Source organism: Microbacterium sp. Soil_C_42 (assembly GCF_057656735.1).
The window spans coordinates 17474-36368 of the sequence record NZ_JBDGJU010000021.1; the positions used below are offsets into that span (position 1 = coordinate 17474).

Consider the following 18895-nt stretch of genomic DNA (forward strand, 5'->3'; position numbering starts at 1 on the left):
CATCGGCATCGACTCGATCGGCGTCACCGTCAAGGGCAGGATGTTCGGCGGCGAGGTGTCCGCAGGGCTGGTCGGCGGCATCCTGAAACTCGATTCGAACTACTCGATCATCGGCGTCTTCGACACGACGACGGCGGTGCATCAGCGTGTGTTCTACCTCGGCCTCGAGGGGACGATCTCGATCGCCGGCCTCGCCGGGTTCGGCCTGCGACTGGGCCTTTCCGAGCTCGGTCCGCTGCAGGTCTACATCACGGCGAACATCCCGGGCGGCATCATGCTGGTGCCGCAGATCGGCCTGGTGCTCAACGACTTCGCCGCCGGCGTCGAGTTCTTCAAGACGCTGCCGTCGATCGAGGATCCGTTCGCCCTGCGCTCGTCGGCCTTCCAGCTGCCGACCGTGCTCTCGGCCGCCGAGTGGCTGCTGTCGCTGCAGAACCAGGTCGCCCTGCAGGCCCGGACGATCTCGACGAACCCGGGCCAGAGCGGCTTCGCCGCCGCGTTCACGTCGCCGATGGTGATCACCGGGTCTGCCCGCATCTATTCGATCTTCACGTCGCAAGCGGTGTTCAACGGTCAGGTGATCGTCAAGATCTCGACCGACGGCAAGATCCTGATCATCGGCAAGCTGAACTTCGCGCAGGACAACATCTCCATCAGCGGCCGCCTCTACGCCGATCTGTCGAAGGTCGCCAACGGCGACGCCACAGTGCTCTTCCTCGCGGACTTCCCCGACCAGGTGCGCCTGCTGACCATCTACGGGAAGCTCAAGATGGGCTTCCGGGACTCGTCCGGCAACGAGGTCGCGTTCGACGTGCTCGACGGTGCGGACCCGATCGCCACCGGCACACCGCCGGTGATCGATCTCGGAGGTCCGACGAGCAACGGAGGCACGATCGACGTCGGCGTCGTGAACTGGGCAGCCGGTTCGACGAAGTACCTCGACATCTCGTACCGGCCGGCGCCCGGTGCGAGCCTCGACCTCGCGAGCGTCCTGACCGACCAGGTGAAGTTCACCCTCACCCGGGGGTCCGACCCGCCGCGGGTGTTCACCTTCACCCGCCCTGTGCCGATCCTGGCGGTGACGACCGCGGGCGGGATGACGCTCGCCGAACTGCAGGTCGACAGCACGGGTGCCTTCTACGTGGCCGACGGGGCACGCGTCGACGTCCTGACACGCGCCTCGCTCGCCGAGACCGAGGGGGTCGAGGCCGACGCCATCACCGACTCCCAGCTGCTCACCGCGGCAGTGCGGATCAGCGGCACGACCCGCTTCCGCTACGCGATCGGCGCGGAAGACCTCGGCATGGGGCGCTGGGTGATCGACTTCGCCCAGGGCGCGGTCAAGAACGCCGACCTCACGACGGCCGCGGGCACGACGGTCGGCGCCCCGAGCGCCGCCACGCAGCTGGCCTTCACCGTGACCGGTGCGACCGCGGTCATCACGAACCCGACCCCGGGCGCCTCCGTCGACATCAACGTCGTGAACGGCCGGGCGTGGATCACGGTCACGTTCACCAAGCCGACACTGTTCACCATCGACCAGGCGTCGATCACCGATCTCGCCGCCGAGTTCCAGCTGTCGGGCCCGGGCCTCGGCACGATCCAGCTCGACGGCACGCAGGCGCCGCAGCTTGTCGACACGACCACGACCACCCTGACGTACCGCTACTGGCTCACCGGCCGCTTCGCGACCACCGGCGCGGTCAACCTCACGTTCCTGTCCGGAAGCTGGTCGTACCTGTTCACGCTCAGCGGTGCGCTCACCGTCACGGACGAACCCACCGAGACGGGCGCGGGCAGCGTCGGCATCCTGTTCCCGACCGGTGGACAGTTCGGGGTTCCCGCCGGCTTCACCGTCGACCCCGACTCCGTCATCAGCCGCCTCGCCGGCTTGACACTCGGCGGCACGGGCTGGGCGCTGACGCGCGACGCATCCGCGCCGATCACGGCGACGGGAACGCCCGGGGAGTTCCGCATCCCCGTCATGGTCACCACCGTCGGCAGCGGCGCGCTGACCGCCACGCTGGCCGCGAGCCCGCTCGGCTACCGGGGCACCGTCTCGGCGGGCGCCCAGCCGGGGCAGACCCTCACCGTCACGCCCACGGCGTACGTTGACGTCGATTTCGACGCCGCGGTGAACGGCCGGAACCTCGACATCGCCTCGATCCTCGACCTCGCACCCGAGTTCGAGCTCTTCGGCGAGGGCCTGGGCACGATCGTGCTGGACGGCACCCGAGCGCCCGCGCAGATCACCGGCTCGCCGGCCGGCACGCTCCGCTTCCGCTTCTGGCTCACGGGACAGTACGAAGCAGGCCTCTCGGTGCAGCTGACCCGGCTCGCGGGCGGCTGGTCGTACCTCGCCGCGGTCGCCCCGACGGCGTCCTCCGTCACGGCGCCGGCACCGGCACCGCAGCCGCCGCTCGCGTGGAGTGCGGAGATCACCGTGACGTTCCCGGATGCTGCGGGCGCGGGGCTTCCGTCCGGCTACGCGGTCGATGCAGCATCCGTGATCAGCCGTCTCGGCGCGGTCGTGTTCACCGCGTCGACCGACGGCTGGACCGTGGTGCGTGACACGTCGCGCGCCATCCGCGCCGGCGCGGGCGCCTTCGAGTTCATCGTGCCGGTCGTGGTCGAGCGCGAGACGGCGGCCGCTTCGACGTCTTCCGTCACGATCGCCGCGGTGCAGGTCGGCTACTCCGACACCACGACGCCGGTTCCGGATGCCGCGTACACGGCGCCCGCGCGCGACTACATCGACGTGCCGTTCGCGGTTCCGACGGGACTGCTCATCGACACCGCCACCCTCATCGCGGGCCTCCCCGAGATCACGCTGGAGGTCAACGGGGCGACGGTGACGCTCGGAGCGCGCACCCTCCTGTTCATCGAGGATGGGGTCGCCTGGGTGCGGTACCAGCTGGCCGAACCGCTGGCGGCGGGCGACGACGTGGTGGTCACCTTCCTGGCCGGCGGCTGGTCGTACACGCTCCCTGACGGCACCACCGCCTACACCGGCTCGCAGCCGTCCGCGGGCACCCCGGCGGGGGTCCCGCAGGCGATCACCATCGACGCGGCGGACCGCCAGGTCACCTACCTCGACGTGACATTCATTCCGCCCGTGTCGGTCGGCGGGATCACCTACGCGATCGTCCCGGGCTCGGTCGACGGCGACGAGTTCGTGCTCAGCGGCCCCGGGGCGAACGGGGTGCAGATCACGGGCGTGGTCCCCCTCGGCGGCAACACGTGGCGGTTCCTCCTCCGCGGCACCTTCCTCCCGGGCCGAGTGGATGTGGTGTTCGACCTCACGGCGTTCACCGTGAATCCGGACCGTGGGCCTCCGTCCGGCACGAGCCTCACCCAGTCCTTCCGTGTCGTGGGCGCCACCGGCGATGTCGTGCAGACGGTGCCGGACAACCCGTCCACGCCGACCACGAACGAGGCGACGGTCCGCCAGATCGCCGGCGCCACCATCGGCCGAGACCTCGTCAACGGCCTCAAGTACTTCGAGATCCGCTTCCGCGGCGCCTCCGGCTTCGGGATCGACCACTCGACCATCAACGGCGATGAGCTCGAGTTCCGCGACGCCGCAGGCAACCTGATCACCCTCTCCGCACCGGTCCGCGTGGGCACGAGCGACACCTACCGCTACTCCTTCACATCCAACCTGGCGGTCGGCTCCTACACGATGACGTTCCGGGCCGGCGGCTTCGCCGACATCGGCGGGGTGCTCAACTCGGCCGAGACCGAGGCCTTCACGGTCACCGCCCCCACTGCGGCGCTCATCGACCCGACGCCGGGATCCGTGCTCGACGTCAGCGAGCTCGCGCAGCGCGGCTGGGTGGACATCACGTTCCACACCCTGGGCGGCCTCCCGGTCGACGGCGCGACCATCACCGACGCCGACTCCGAGATCGTCGTCAAGGTCGGCACGACCGAGCTCGACGTCATCGGCGCGGCCCTCCTGGTGACCGGCACCACGTACCGCTACTTCTTCTCGGGCCACGTCGCGGGCGACATCACCGTGACGTTCGTCGACGGGTCGTGGAAGAACACGCAGGGCGTCATCTACTCTGCGGCGAGCCACCCCGCGGCAGCGTCCGCCGAGGCGAACCTCACCGACGCCGTGATCCGGCCGCGCACATGGATCGGGGTGCGTCTCACCCCCGTCGCGGGCGCGGCCGTCGACACCACGAGCCTGGGCGCCGACGACCTGACGCTCACCGGCGGCGGGACGCAGGCGATGACGTACGCCGGGGTGCAGTTCGGCGACGGCATCGCCCGCTACTCGTACTCGCTGGCATCCGACCTGTCCGCGGGCACCGTCACCGTGACCTTCGCGCCGGGGGCGTGGCGCGACACGGCCGGAAATCTCGCCGACGGCGGCGCCCAGAGCTTCAGGCTCATCGTGCAGGGAACATCGTTCTTCATCGAGCTGTCCGGCGGGATCATGCTCCAGGCCGGCGACTTCCTCGACGAGCCGCTCCTGCACATCCACGCGGAGGTCGTCCTCGAGATCGACACGACGCGCAACCTGTTCATGCTGACGTTCGTCGGGCAGATCGAGGTCTACAAGCTCGGCACCCTCGGCGCCACCGCCGGACGCTTCGTGCTGCTCGTCGGCGACGAGTCGACGAACCCGATGCACCCGACTCCGCAGTTCTGGGGCGTGGCGTCCGTCGAGATGAACTTCGAGTTCCTCGAGCAGTTCGGCATCCACCTCGACGGCTCGGCGCAGCTGCGCATCAACCTCACGAACGAGGTCAAGACCGAGGTCATCACGCTTCCGGGCGTCGGCCCCGGCGGCTCCGACCTGACCGAGACCTTCGTGCTGCAGCCGTTCAGCTTCGGGTTCCAGATCCTCGGCCAGCTCATCGTCGCCCCCGGCGGCACGGAGCTCATGCGGGTGCAGGGCGGGGTGTACCTGAACATCTCGCTGGACCCCCCGGCGCCGAAGATGGACATGTTCCTGACCGGTCACCTCTCGTTCGGCTACGGCTCGGCCCGGCTCGAGTACGGCTCCGTCACGGGTCTGCTGATGATCCGCACGGACGGCCCGCTGCCCGGCGTAGCAGGCAGCATCCGCGTCGCCACCGGTGTCGGCATCGGGCTTCCCGACGTCGGTTCGCTCTTCTCGGCCACCGGTTCGGTGAACGTCATCTTCAACACGACGCTCGCCGATCAGACCTTCGTCGTGCCCAACGCCTTCCTGCCGCTGCTGCTGCCGGGGCAGGCGCCGGTGTTCTACATCCCGGCCGCTCCCCCGGGCATCGACGGTCAGCCCGACCCGTCGGCGACCGGGCCGAGCATCTACGTCGTGGCCGCGATCCAGGCCGAGCTGACGATCGGCGGAGCGTTCACCCTCACCGGCTTCATCGGCATCACCGCGGCGATCGACCCGACGGGCACCGCCTACCTCAAGGTCGACGGCATGGTCGGCACGACGATCCCCTACCTCGGATCCCTCACCGGCGCGCTGAATCTCGCCGTGTACGTCGGCGCGCAGACCGGCGTGGTGGGGCGTGTGCAGCTCACCCTCGGGGTCAATGCGATCCCCGGTCTGTCGCTCAACGGCCAGTTCCTCCTCGAGATCAACACCTTCTCGAACGCGCGTCAGATCCGCACGTTCGTGGTCGAGACCCAGACCGTCAACGGCAGCCCGGTATTCGGCGGGTTCGCCCGCGACGCGCAGGACCGGCTCATCGTCGAGAACCAGACGATCAACGTCATCGCCGGCTTCCGCCTCGAGATGTACGGGTCGCTCAAGGTGCTGAACGTGCTCGAGATCACGGGACACGTCGTGCTCACGATCAGCGCGTCCGAGCTGTCGCTCTTGGTCAACGGCCGCGCCGCGCTGGATCCGTTCGGCGAGCTCACGATCGTCGACTCCGGCTTCTCCATCACGAGCCAGGGCGTCGTCGCCCGGTTCGCGATCGCGCTCGACGTGGGCTTCGGTGAGGACATCGGCATCGGCTTCTCGGCGAGTGCGGTCATCCAGCTCAACACGACCGGGTCGGCGAAGCTGATCGGCTCGACGAGCGTCGCGCCCGGATTCCTGCTCCGGCTCGACGGGGCGATCGACTTCCTCGGCTTCGCCCGGGGCTCCGGCTTCGCCGAGATCCGCATCGCGGCCGGTGCCTTCGAGATGTCGTTCGGCGTCGACTTCAACCTCGCCGGGCTCACGTTCCGGGCCACCGGCCGGGCGGGGGTGTACGACGACGGCTTCGTGATGGCCGTGGCCGTCAGCGCCTCGGCCGATGCGTTCATCTTCAGCTTGAGCGCGAGCGGCGAGCTGCGCATCAACACCGTCGGCGAGCGCCGCAACGGTGTCGATCCTGGATTCAGGCTCCAGCTCACCGGCTCGGTCACGCTCCTGCGGCTGTTCAGCTTCGACGCCGGCTTCACGATCGAGGTCGGCAAGACGAGTGCGACCGACACGACGTACTCCTCCGGCGACTGGTATCTCGATGCCTACGCGACGCTCAACTTCTTCATCGCCGACCTGTCCGGCTCGATCTTCCTGAACTCCGACGGCAACTTCAGCCTCAAGCTGTCGGGGCGCATGCAGCTCGGGGGCTCGTTCATGGGCATCCGCGGCGAGTTCCACCTCGAGGTGTCGTTCCTGAAGCACGAAGACGACGGCATCGTCTGGTACACGCTGTTCATCGGCGGCGGCGCCAGCGTCGAGGTGTACTTCGACTTCAAGATCTTCGAGATCAGCCTCGGCGTCGGGCTCGACCTCTCCGTCTCCGCAGATTCCCGCGACGGCGTCGACAGCGACGGGGACGGCTTCGGCGAAGTGCCCTTGCGCTTCAAGATCACGGTGCGGTTCAAGATCCTGGGCACCTGGTACTCGCGCAGCGACACCTTCACCATCGGGACCGTGTCGTTCCCGGTCGTGCCCTACCTCGCCAGCAACGGCACGACGGGCAACCCCGATCCGTACCACGACCTGCGCGCGTGGCGTTCGACCGATCGCGACCTCTACGTCAATGTGGGCGGCAGTCCGCAGCGCACCGCGAGGAACGTCGCCACCTCGGTGACGAACGAGACCGTGTTCATCGAGCAGATCGGCAGCCTGAACAACGGCCTCGCGACCATCCGGATCACGGCGTTCGGGTACGCCCGCACCTACGCGAACGTACAGCGCATCCACGCGAACTTCGGCGACGGCGTCGACAACCTCGTCATCGACCCGAGCGTGCAGGTGCCGGTCACCATCGACGGCGGGTCCGGCGACGACACGATCCTGCTGCAGGGCTCGAGCTCCGGCAGCGTGCTCAGCGGCGGATCCGAGAACGACACGATCACGGTCGCCGGCACGGCGAGCGCGACCGTCAACGGCGGCACGGGCAACGACAACCTGCGTCACACCGGCTCGGGCACGGTCACGCTCAACGGCGACGACGGCAACGACCAGCTGTTCGGCAGCAGCATCACCGACATCCTCAACGGCGGCGGCGACAACGACACGCTCTCGGGTCTGGCTCGCCGCTACGACGGCGGGTCCGGCGACGACTCCATCACAGCGACGGTCGCGGTGTTCACGTCGGGCGACACGCAGGTCGTGATCGGCGGGTCCGGCACCGACACGCTCACGCTCTCGCTGAGCGGCGGCGCGGACCTGCTGACGGTCGCCAACCCGGCCACGAGCACGCTGAGCCTCGACCTCGGAGGGGTCGTCAAGACGACCTCGGGGATCGAGCGCCTCACCGTCGACGCCGGCGCGGGAGCCGACCAGATCACCCTCGACGACATCACCGGCAGCTCGTCGGGCCTGACGCGGGTCGACGTCGCCCTCGGTACCGGCAGCACGGATCTCGTGACCGTCCGTGGCTCGAACACGGCGGGTGACACCTTCGCGGTCACGACCGACAGCGGCCAGACCAAGGTCACACGCACGTCTGGCGCCGCGTATGCGGTCTGGATCTCGGGCGGCGTGCGCGGCCAGGGGGACGCGCTCGTCGTGGAGGGTCGTGGCGGCGCCGACTCGATCTCCGCGGCCGGCGTCACGGCGAACCAGCTCGCGCTGACACTGCGGGGCGGCACCGAAAACGACACCCTCGTCGGCTCGATGTTCAATGACGTCATCGACTCCGGACTCGGCGACGACACGGTGAGCGGTGGGGCCGGTCAGGACCAGTTCTTCGACGAAGGTGGCAGCGACACGCTCGTCGAGGCCTTCGCCACCGGCGATTTCGGTCTCTACGGCAACCTGTTCGTCGTGGGGCTGGCCGTCGGCACCGACTTCGGCGTGGGCTCGATCGCCGAGGATCTCAAGGGCATCTTCGAGACCGCGCGCCTGACGTCCACTGGCGGCGGGGCGACCACGATCCTCGTCGGCGACGCCGACGGCACGGTCACGGTCGCCGGGTCCGCCCGCGCGGCCACGCCGTGGACCGGGACCGCGTACCTCGACGCCGGGCCGGGCGTCGACCTGGTGCGCATCGAGCTCACCCGCTCGACCGGCATGGCCGTGCACGTCGTCGACACGTCCGGCGCCGACCGGCTCGAGGTCTGGGGCGGTGCCACTCCGGACGATCTCATCGTCGACGTGGTGGCCGCGCCGCCGGCGGGGACGCAGGCGAACCGCATCCGCCGTGTCGCGTTCGACGACGCCGGCGTGATGACGACGCTCGGAACGATCACGCACTCCGGCGTGGAGCTCGTCGAGCTCCGCACGCTCGCCGGCGGCGACCGCGTGGCCGTGCAGGCCATCCAGGTCGAGCACCGCATCTTCACGGGTGAGCACACCGACCGTGTCGCGGTGGGCTCGCGGGCCGCCGGCGCCGGCACCACGAACACCGCCTGGACGAACACCGGCGGAAACGTCAACGCGATCGCTGCGCTTCTGGTCGTCTCGGGCGGATCCGGCCCGGGCGCGATCCTCGGTGCCGACCTCCTCGCCGTGGATGACACCGGCGACACCGCGCCCAACACCGGTGAGCTGACCTCCGATCGCATCACGGGTCTCGGCATGACCGCCGGCATCACCTACTCGGGCTTCGAGGCGCTGACGATCGACCTCGGCTCCGGCGGCGACACGTTCACGATCCACTCCACCCACACCGGGACGACGACCCTCACCACGTGGAACGGCGCAGACACCGTCATCGTGCGCAGCGTCGCGGGCGCCACCGCCATCAGCACCGGGGAGGGCGGCGACACCGTACGCGTGAGCTCGACCCTCACCGGCATCGGCGGCGTCCTGACCGGCATCACCGCGCCCCTCGCCATCTCGGGCGGCTCGGGCACCGACACGCTGTTCCTCGACGACGCCGCGACCGTGCTCGATCGCATGGGGGTCGTCAGCAGCACGTCGGTGGCGGGACTGGGGATGACCGGAGGGATGCCGCGGCCCAGCCTCGTGCAGGTGGTCACCGTCGCGGGCGCGGTCGACGGCCGGTTCGCCCTCGCCGTCGCGGGCCTCGGCACGACCGGTCAGCTCGCCTTCGACGCGACCGCAGCGCAGGTGCAGGCGGCGATCGCCGCGCTGGTCGGCGCGGGCAACGTCGTCGTCACGAAGGCCGGCACCCGCTGGACCGTCGCCTGGACCGGCGCGCTCGCGGGCGCCGCGGGGTGGTCGCGTCTGCTCACGATCACCCCGGTCGCAGGACACCCCCTCGTGCCGGCCGGCGCATCCGTCACCACCGGCACCCTGGCCATGACCGACGGACGCGTCGACTATGCCGCGTTCGAGACGCTCGATCTCACGCTCGGTGCGGGCTCGGACGTGCTCAACGTCGACTCCACCCACGCGGCCGCGACGACGGTGCGGGCGGCAGACGGCGACGACCGGGTGTTCGTGGAGGCGCTCTCGGGTCCGACGACGGTCCTCGGCCAGAACGGGGCCGACTGGCTGGTGGTCAATGCAGCGCCTGGGCCTGTCGGCATCAACCCGATGGACGGGCAGGTCCTCGACCTCGACGGCGGCGCGCACTCCGACCACTTCGTCATCGACCTGTTCGGCGTCGGCAACAGCCGGATCAACACGCGCGACGTGGCCGACGGCAGCACCAACGTCCTCATCGTCAACGGCTCGTCGCTCGACGACACGTTCCTCTTCCGCCGGAACGCGACCCGCGCCCTCGTCGCGGCGCTCTCGCAGCCTGCTGCGACCTCCGGGCAGTTCGGCTCGGCCGAGAAGGTGACCTACGGCACCGAGATGACGGGCGGCGTCCTCGTCAACGGCCTGACGGGCGACGACACGTTCGCGTTCGACGACACCGCTTCGGTGCTCACGGTCGACGGCGGGTCCGGCAACGACCGCTTCCGCTTCGGCCAGCTCTACACCGCGTACGTGCCCGACAGCGAGTTCCCGGCATCCGCCTTCTTCTCCTCCACACGCGGCCTGCTCACGCGCGGCGTGTCGTTCACCGCGAACGTCTACGGCGGGACGGGCGATGACACCTTCGAGGTGTTCCGCAACGTCGCGACGCTCAACCTGTACGGCGACGCGGGCGACGACACCTTCGTGATCCGCTCATTCGTGGGCGAGTCGGAACTGACATCCCTCAACGCCGGCGAGGGGCGCAACTTCATCCAGTACGCGTCGAACGCGCCCGTCAACATCGACGGCGGCGCAGGCTACGACCTCGTGGTGATCATCGGCACCGAGTTCGGCGACACCTTCGTGATCACGTCGGGCGGCGTCTATGGCGCCGGTCGCGTCATCCGGTTCGTCAACGTCGAGCGGGTCTCCATCTACGGGATGGAGGGTGACGACGTCTTCCACGTGCTGTCGACCAACCCGGCCGTCGAGCTGTCGATCTTCGGCGGGCTGGGCTCCGACCGCATCGAGGTCGGCAGCACCGCTCCGGCCGTCCAGGCGAACGACCTGCTGGGCCACACCGGCCTCATCCGTCACGAGGTCGAGAGCACGGTGGCCAACAGCGCCTGGGCGCTGCTGCCCGTGGACGGCATCTCCACCGAGATCATGGACAACGATGAGCCGACCGTCGTCGTCGCGCCCGTCGGCGGTTCGCTGGTCCTCGCCGAGGGCGGAGCGACGGGTGCCGTGACCGTGCGTCTCACGCGCACTCCGAGCGTCGCGGTCTCGGTGACGCTCTCCGGCCCGGCCGTCGACCCGAGCTCGACGAGCCGTGCGCGGGCCATCGAGCTGTCGCTCGACGGCGTGTCGTGGAGCACGTCGGTCACCCTCACGATCGGCGACACCGCTCAGCGCACCGTTTTCGTGCGGGCCACGGGCGACCTGGCCGCCGAGGGTGAGAGGTTCGCTCCCATCGACGCGATCGTGGTGGGCGGCGAGTACAGCGGAGCGCTCGTCGCGACGACCTTCGTCCGCGTCATCGACGACGACGCGCCCGAGGTTCCCGTCGTGCTGCCCGACGGCGGCATCCGCGTCGTCGAGCCGGTGGATGCCGCGGGCACGGGGGGCACCACCGCCACCTACGAGGTCCGCGTCACCGCGGCGCCCCAGGGCTCGGTGACCGTGCGCGTCTCGGCCCCGGTCGGCCTCCTGCTCTCGACGAACGGCACCACCTGGTCCTCGACGCTCGATCTCGTGTTCGTCGCCGCCGGCACGCGCACCCTCTACGTGCGGGCGATCGACGACACCGCCGTGGAGGGCCAGCACGTGCAGGCCCTCACCGCAGCGATCCTGTCGAGCGACCGCCGCACCGGCACCGTGGCGGGAGCAGCCGGAGTCGCGAACGAGTTCGCCTTCTCAGGCGTCGTCGTGGCCGACGGCGCGCTGAAGGGCCACCTCATCACCATCACGAGCGGACCTGCCGCGGGCCAGGTGCGCCGCATTTGGAACAACACCGCGACCACGATCGAGATCGAAGGCGAGTGGGATGCCGCTCCCGGCGCCGGTGCAGCGTTCACGATCGTCGGGTACGCGGCGCCGCTCACCGACAGCGAGCTCGTCGGCACGGTCGTCGCGATCTCGGCCGATCGCCGCACCGTGACGCTCTCGGGCGTCACGCTTCCGAACACCGCAGGGGGTCTGAGCGGTTCGCTGCTGCGTCTGGTGGACGCCAACGGAACGGCGGCCTACCGCACGATCGCGAGCAACACGGCGACGACGATCACCGTCCTCGATCCGTGGGGCACCAGCCTCGTGGTGGGCGGACGGGTCTACGTGGCGGATCTCGCAGGCACCGTCGTCGATCGCGTGAGCGTGCTCGTGCACGACGGCGACGCGGCCGGCGTCGTGATCACGCCTACGGGCGGTGACCTCCGCCTCGTCGAGGGCGCGACGACCGGGCAGTTCGGCGCGACCGCGTCGTACACCGTACGACTCACCAGGGCCCCCGCGGCCGGCGAGACCGTGCGCGTGACGCTCAACGCGATCGCCTCGTTCACGCTCGACATCGGCGGCGCCGACTGTGGGCTGCCGAACGGATGCCACGAGCGCCAGCTCGAGATCTGGAACGGCAGCGCCTGGGTCTCGTCGCTCACCCTCGCCTTCACGGCCGCGAACTGGGCATCGGCGGTCACCGTCACGGTGCGCGCACTCGACGACGCGCAGGTCGACGGCGACGATGTGCAGGAGTTCGCCGACGCCGCCCGCCGCGTGCACCTCATCCAGGGACCGCTGCACGTGTCCGGCGGCGACGACCCGAACCCGCCGGTGTCGCTCGAACTCGACGACTACCTGCCGATCGTGCTGCCCGGCGAGAGCTCGGGACACCCGGCTCCCGTCACCGCCAGCACCGGCGAAGCGATCGAGTCCGCGCAGGTGGACGTACTGATCGTCCACAACGAGGACAGTCCGGCGAACGACTCGGGCACGCTCACGCGCGACCGCATCACCGGCCTGGGCATGGCGGGCGACTACTCCCTCGCCGGACGCCCCGTGCTCGGCGGCATCCGCTACGCCGAATTCGAGGACCTCACCATCCGCCTCGGGTACGGTGACGACCGGTTCACCGTCGAGTCGACGCACGCCGGCACGACGACGATCGACGCGGGTCCCGGCGACGACCTCCTCACGATCCGCACGATCGACGGCCACACCCGCGTGATCGGAGGACCGTCGAGTGCGGCCGCGCCGCTGTACGGCAACACCGACGACGACACGTTCGCGGTGGGCACCGCATCCGGTGTCCTGGATCTGCTGACGGCTCTGCTCGTGCTCGACGGCGGCGTCGGGACGGATGTCGCGAACCTGAGTGACGCCGGCGACACGAACGCCGACCTCGGCTGGCTCACGCAGGACACCCTGACCGGGCTCGACATGGCGCCGCGCACCGCCGTCGACGCGCTCGGTCGTCCGCTCGACCGCCTCTACTCGGTCACGCCGCGCGGCGGCGCGTTCACCGTCATGCTGTCGCAGGTGCAGGGCGGCGTGGCCACCGGCATCGGCGCCATCACCTTCGCGGCCGGCACGTCGGCCGAAGCCGTCCGCTCGGCTCTGCAGTCCCTCCTGTACCCGCACACCGCCGGAGCCGATCCGGGCGTCTCGATGAGCTGCGGCCAGCAGGATCGCACCCGCTGCGCCGGGAGCGTCTACGTGTGGCTCGTGGGCGGCACGTACCTCATCGGCTTCCGCGGCGAGGTCAACGAGCACCCGGCCGACCCGATCACGATCCGGCTGGCGGCCCTCGGTGCAGCCGTGGCTGCGCCGGCGACGGATGCCTCGGCGCAGGCGGGCATCCGCTACATCGGGCTCGAGACGCTCAACCTGGCGCTCGGCTCGGGCAGCGACGTGCTCAACATCCGCGGCACGCTGCCGATCACCAACGTCTCGTTCGGCCTCGGCGACGACCGCGTGTACATCTCTTCGCGGGCCGACGTGGGCGTCGCCCAGAAGCCCCAGTTCCTCGCCGGCGACCTCGACCTCATCCAGGGCACGCTCAACCTCGACCTCGGCGCCGGCCGCCACACCCTGCTCCTCAGCGACGAGGGCGCGGGGGCCGGTGACACGAACGTTCTCATCACGGATGCTGCCGCCGCCGCCATCGCCCGGGACGCGGCGCTCGCCCCGAACGGCGAGATCTTCGTCACCGGGCTCGCGCCGGCCGGGATCTCGTGGCGCGCCGCGGCCGACGGCACCTTCGCCGACGGCATCCGCATCTGGTCGGGCGGCTTCGCCGACACGATCCTGATCGACGGCACCCACGTGCGCGCCGGCGTGCGCACGACGACGTGGCTGAACACCGGGCTCGGCAACGACACCGTCACCGTGAACCTGTCCGCGGCGGAGGACGACTTCTTCGTCCTGAACACGCAGGGCCCGAACGACAACGTGATCGGGCGCGGCACCGACCTCGACGACGGCGACGAGCCCCTGCGCGCCGACATCGTCGCCGGCATCACCGTCACCCGCGCGGGGGGCGTCACGACGACGATCGACCCGACGCTGTATGTGGTGTCGTCCCGCCTCGACACGGCGGGGCTGTTCGATTCCTTGCTGCCGGGCGACGTGGTGACCGTGCTGCTGCACCTGACGACGTGGGCGGTCCAGTCGACCGGCACCTACACGCTCGGCGCCATGGGCGACCTCGTCGGATACCGCGTGTGGGTGAACGGCCGCCTGCTCACGGCGTCCGAGCTCTCCGTGAGCGGCGGGATCCTGTCGTTCGCCACTGCGCCGCAGCGCGACGGCTCGGCGGCGCATGTCGTGATCGAGGTCACCCGTTCGTCGACCGTCGCCGCGGTGATGCCCGCGTCGGGCGCGATCCTTCCCGCCGGCACGAACGACGACGACGTCGTCAACGGGCACGCGTCGACGCTGCCGCTCGTCATCTTCGGCGGCATCGGCGCCGACACGCTCCACGGCGGCACAGGCGGCGACATCGTGTTCGGTGACCGCGGGGTGGTGCGGTGGGTCGACGCGGCCGGCAACGTCGTGGCGGAGTCCGGCCACGGCGGGGTCGGCGACGTCACCGACGGCGCCGTGCGCCCGCTCGGCTGGCTCGCCACGGTCGACCCGACGATCGGCGGCGCCGACGTCATCTCGACCGGCCTCGGCGCCGACATCGTCCTCGGCGGCGCGGGCGGCGACACGATCACGACGAACCGCGGCGAGACTCCCACCGCCTCCGACGGCACCGGCATCGTCATCGGCGATCACGCCTCGATCGACTGGGCGATCGACGGCGCTCCGGCCGACATCGACCGCGTGTGGTCGATCGCCCCCGCTCTCGGCGGCAACGACACGATCACCACGGGTCGAGGCGACGACCTCGTCATCGGCGGCGCCGGCGGCGACACGATCGCGGTATCGGACGGGCGCAACATCGTCATCGGCGACAACGGACGCTTCACCGCCGACAGCGCGCCCGCCACTCCGCTCTGGAGCGGCGTCCCGCTCCCGGCGGGCCGCCTCGAGACCACCGACCCGGCGATCGGCGGGGCCGACACGATCACATCGGGCTCGGGCATCGACCTGGTGCTCGGCGGCGCCGCCGGCGATGTCGTGGCCGCCGGAGCGAGCGCCGACATCGTGCTCGGCGACCACGGCTTGCTGCAGCTGGCCGTCCGCGCGAGCGCGCTCCACGTCATCAGCCTGGGCATCACCGACAACGCGGCCGGCGCGGGCGACACGATCCGCGGTGGGGCGGGCGACGACATCCTCATCGGCGGCACCGGAGCCGATCGGATCGACGGCGGCACCGACCGCGACCTGATCTTCGGCGACAACGTGTCGCTCGACCGCTCGCTGACGTTCGGCAACCACACGAGCCCGCGCTTCCGGGTGCTGGGCGACGGCCAGATCTACAGCACGGATGCCTCCACCGCCGGCACCGCGAACGTGACGACGAGCTGGCAGAACGACCCGGCAGGTCCGACCGCCTGGAGCGACTTCCGCATCACCCTGCTCGATCACGAGCTCGGCACCGCGGCGGACCGGTTCGGTGCGGACGACATCGCCGGGGGCGCGCATGACGACACGATCTTCGGACAGCTCGGCAACGACACCATCCAGGGCGACGGATCCATCGACGAGGCCGTGAGCGCTTCGCGCAACGCCGCCGGTGATCTCGTCCTCGACCCCTCGGTCGAGGCGGCGAGCGACGGCGACGACTACATCGAGGGCGGCGGCGGCTCCGACGTGATCTTCGGAAACCTGGGCCGTGACGACATCGTCGGCGGCAGCTCGGATCTGTTCTCGCTCGCCACGCCCGACCGGCGGCCGGACACGGGCGACATGATCTTCGGCGGCGCGGGCACCGACGTCGGCCGCAACGACGACACGGCTCTGCACGGACGCGACTCCGACAACATCGTGGGCGACAACGGCCGCATCCTCCGCCTCGTCGCGGCGGGCGCCGGCGGCGCGACCCAGTACCGCACATTCACCTACGACAACTACACCGGCGTCGGCGAGATGCGCCTGCTCCCCCGCGCCGTCGTGATGCTCGACTACACGCCGGGCGGACCGGACTTCGCCGCCGGGGCGCTCGCCGACGACATCGGCGGCGCCGACGAGATCCACGGCGAGTCGGGCGACGACACCGTGTACGGCGGCCGCGACGGCGACGTCGTCTTCGGCGATGCGGGTGACGACGACCTCATCGGCGGATGGGGCCACGACTGGATCTCGGGCGGCACCGGAGTCGACGGCATCCTCGGCGACGACGGTCGCATCTTCACGAGCCGCAACGGCACCGCCGAGCCCCTCAACGGCGTGACCACCGCGAGCGTGCAGGTGGAGATCACCACGCCCGGCCGCGTCCAGGTGGCGACCCTGTTCCCGACCGGACAGCTCACCAAGCGCGTGGACCTCACCCCCTTCGCGGCCAACGGCGACGTGTTCGACGTGGACTTCACGCCGCTGTACGCCAACGACGTGATCTTCGGCGGCTGGGACGCCGACTTCATCCACGGCGGCTCGGGCGACGACGCGATCTCGGGCGCCGAGGCGCTCCCGCTCGGCTACGGCGTGGGCGGCAAGCGCAGCGACTTCGCCCGGCCGTTCAACGACGGCACGCTCCTCGCCTTCGACCCCGTCACGGGCGAGTTCGACCGGTACGACGAGTACTTCCCGATGCGGAAGGTTCTCATCGACGGCGGAGAGTGGTTCCTCAACTTCGTCCACTCCGAGGGCCGCCTGATCACCGGCTGCTCCGCGTCGAACAACCAGGGGACGTGCACGGCGACCAGCGCGGTGGCCTCCGACGGCGATGACATGCTGTTCGGCGACAACGGCAACGACTGGATGGTCGGCGGCACCGGCCGCGACACGCTGTGGGGCGGCTGGGGCAACGACCTGCTCAACGTCGACGACGTCCTGACGACCGCGGCCGGCGAGAACACCCAGCCCGACACGCACGGCACCTACGAGGATCGCGCCGTCGGCGGCGCGGGCCTCGACGTGCTCATCGCCAACACCGGCGGCGACCGGCTGATCGACTGGGTCGGTGAGTTCAACAGCTACCTCGTCCCGTTCGCGCCGTTCGGCCTCGGAACCGTGAGCCGCCAGGTGCCGCCCGCACTGTTCGAATTCCTGTACGCGCTGTCCGCGGCGCAGGGCGCGGACTTCACGGTCGCGCAGCTGTCGGGGCCGACCTACATCCCGCGCAACGGCGAGCCGTACGGTGAGATCGGCCTCGTCACGCAGAAGGACCCGCAGTGGCAGGACCAGACCGGCGGCCCGCGCGATCCGCAGCCCGGAAACGTTCCGGGCGGCAAGCGCGACGTGCTGCGGTCCGCCGGGTTCACCGACGGCGCGGAGGACTTCTTCGCCGACTCGGGCGTGTTCCAGGTGCAGGGCGGCGCCCTCACGGTCACCGCGGCCTCGACCACCGGCGACGCCGTCGCGGTGTACTACATCGACCAGTACCTGCCGATCTACTTCGAGATCCACGCGCAGGTGTACCTCACCAAACCGACGGGCGGCTGGAAGGCGAATGCCTACGTCATCTTCGACTACTTCTCCCCCACCGACTTCAAGTTCGCCGGCGTCGACCAGTCCACGAACAAGCTGGTCATGGGCCGTCGCACGTCGGCAGGATGGATGGTCGACGTCCAAACGGTCGTCACCGGCGGGGTGAAGTCGAACAAGTGGTACACGATGATGGTGGCGGTCAACGGCACCACGGTCAGCGTCGTGCTCGACGGCACCACCGCGTTCACGCACACCTTCGCCCCGCGGATCATCGACGGCGAGGCGGTCGGCCTCAACAAGGGCTTCGTCGGCGTCGGCTCCAGCCAAGCGCGCGGGCAGTTCGACAGCGTCTCCGTCCAGGTGCTGCCGCCCACCATCACGTACGACGTGACCGACGACTTCACGACCGGCCCCGGAATCGTCGGCCAGGTGCCGAGCGGCGCATTCGTACCCGGAGCCGGAACTGTGAACGGCACCGTGGCCGGCGGCAGGCCCGTGGTCGGACTCGCCGGCATCGGCGGCACGGTGTCGCCCAACGCCTACCTCGAGATCACCCAGGCGGTCACCCTGACGGCGGGCTCGCGCGCGGGCCTCGTGTACGACTACTACAGCATGTCGGACTACAAGTTCATCGTGCTGGATCTCGCGGCGCAGGCGGTCGTCTTCGGACACGTCGCCGGCGGACGCGTCGTCGTGGATCAGACGGTCAGCCGGGCCCTCACCGCCGGCACGAAGTACACCCTCTTCGTCACGATCAAGGGCGCCTCGGTGTCGCTGACACTCAACGGCGTCTTCATCGCGTCGCGCGCGTACAACGCCGCCCTCGCCGACGGGCGCTTCGGCCTCCTCGTCGCCGTGGGCTCCGCGCAGTTCGACTCGTTGCGAATACGCTCCGACGGCTATGCGCCGGGCGCGGCCATCACCGCAGCCGCGGCGCCGGTCACCCCCACTGCCCCGATGCCGGAGACATCGTCTCCGCCTGCGGAGCAGACGGTCACCCCCGCCCCCACGCCCGCACCGGCACCGGAGCCCGGCCCCGCCCCTGAGCCCACCCCCACCTCACCCGGCAAGGGCAAGAAGAAGTAGAGCTCGCAGCCGCCGAGC

General features: G+C 70.3%; 1 protein-coding gene (only partly in view). It reads left to right on the plus strand.

The genetic code is table 11. The features are described 5' to 3' along the window. Positions 1-18877 carry the 3' portion of a hypothetical protein gene (locus tag AC3A46_RS12890; protein WP_487665540.1) on the plus strand. It extends 17429 nt beyond the left edge of the window, so the window shows 18877 of its 36306 coding nt (coding positions 17430-36306); its start codon lies beyond the left edge, outside the window; it ends in the stop codon at positions 18875-18877. Positions 18878-18895 lie beyond the last annotated feature (18 nt).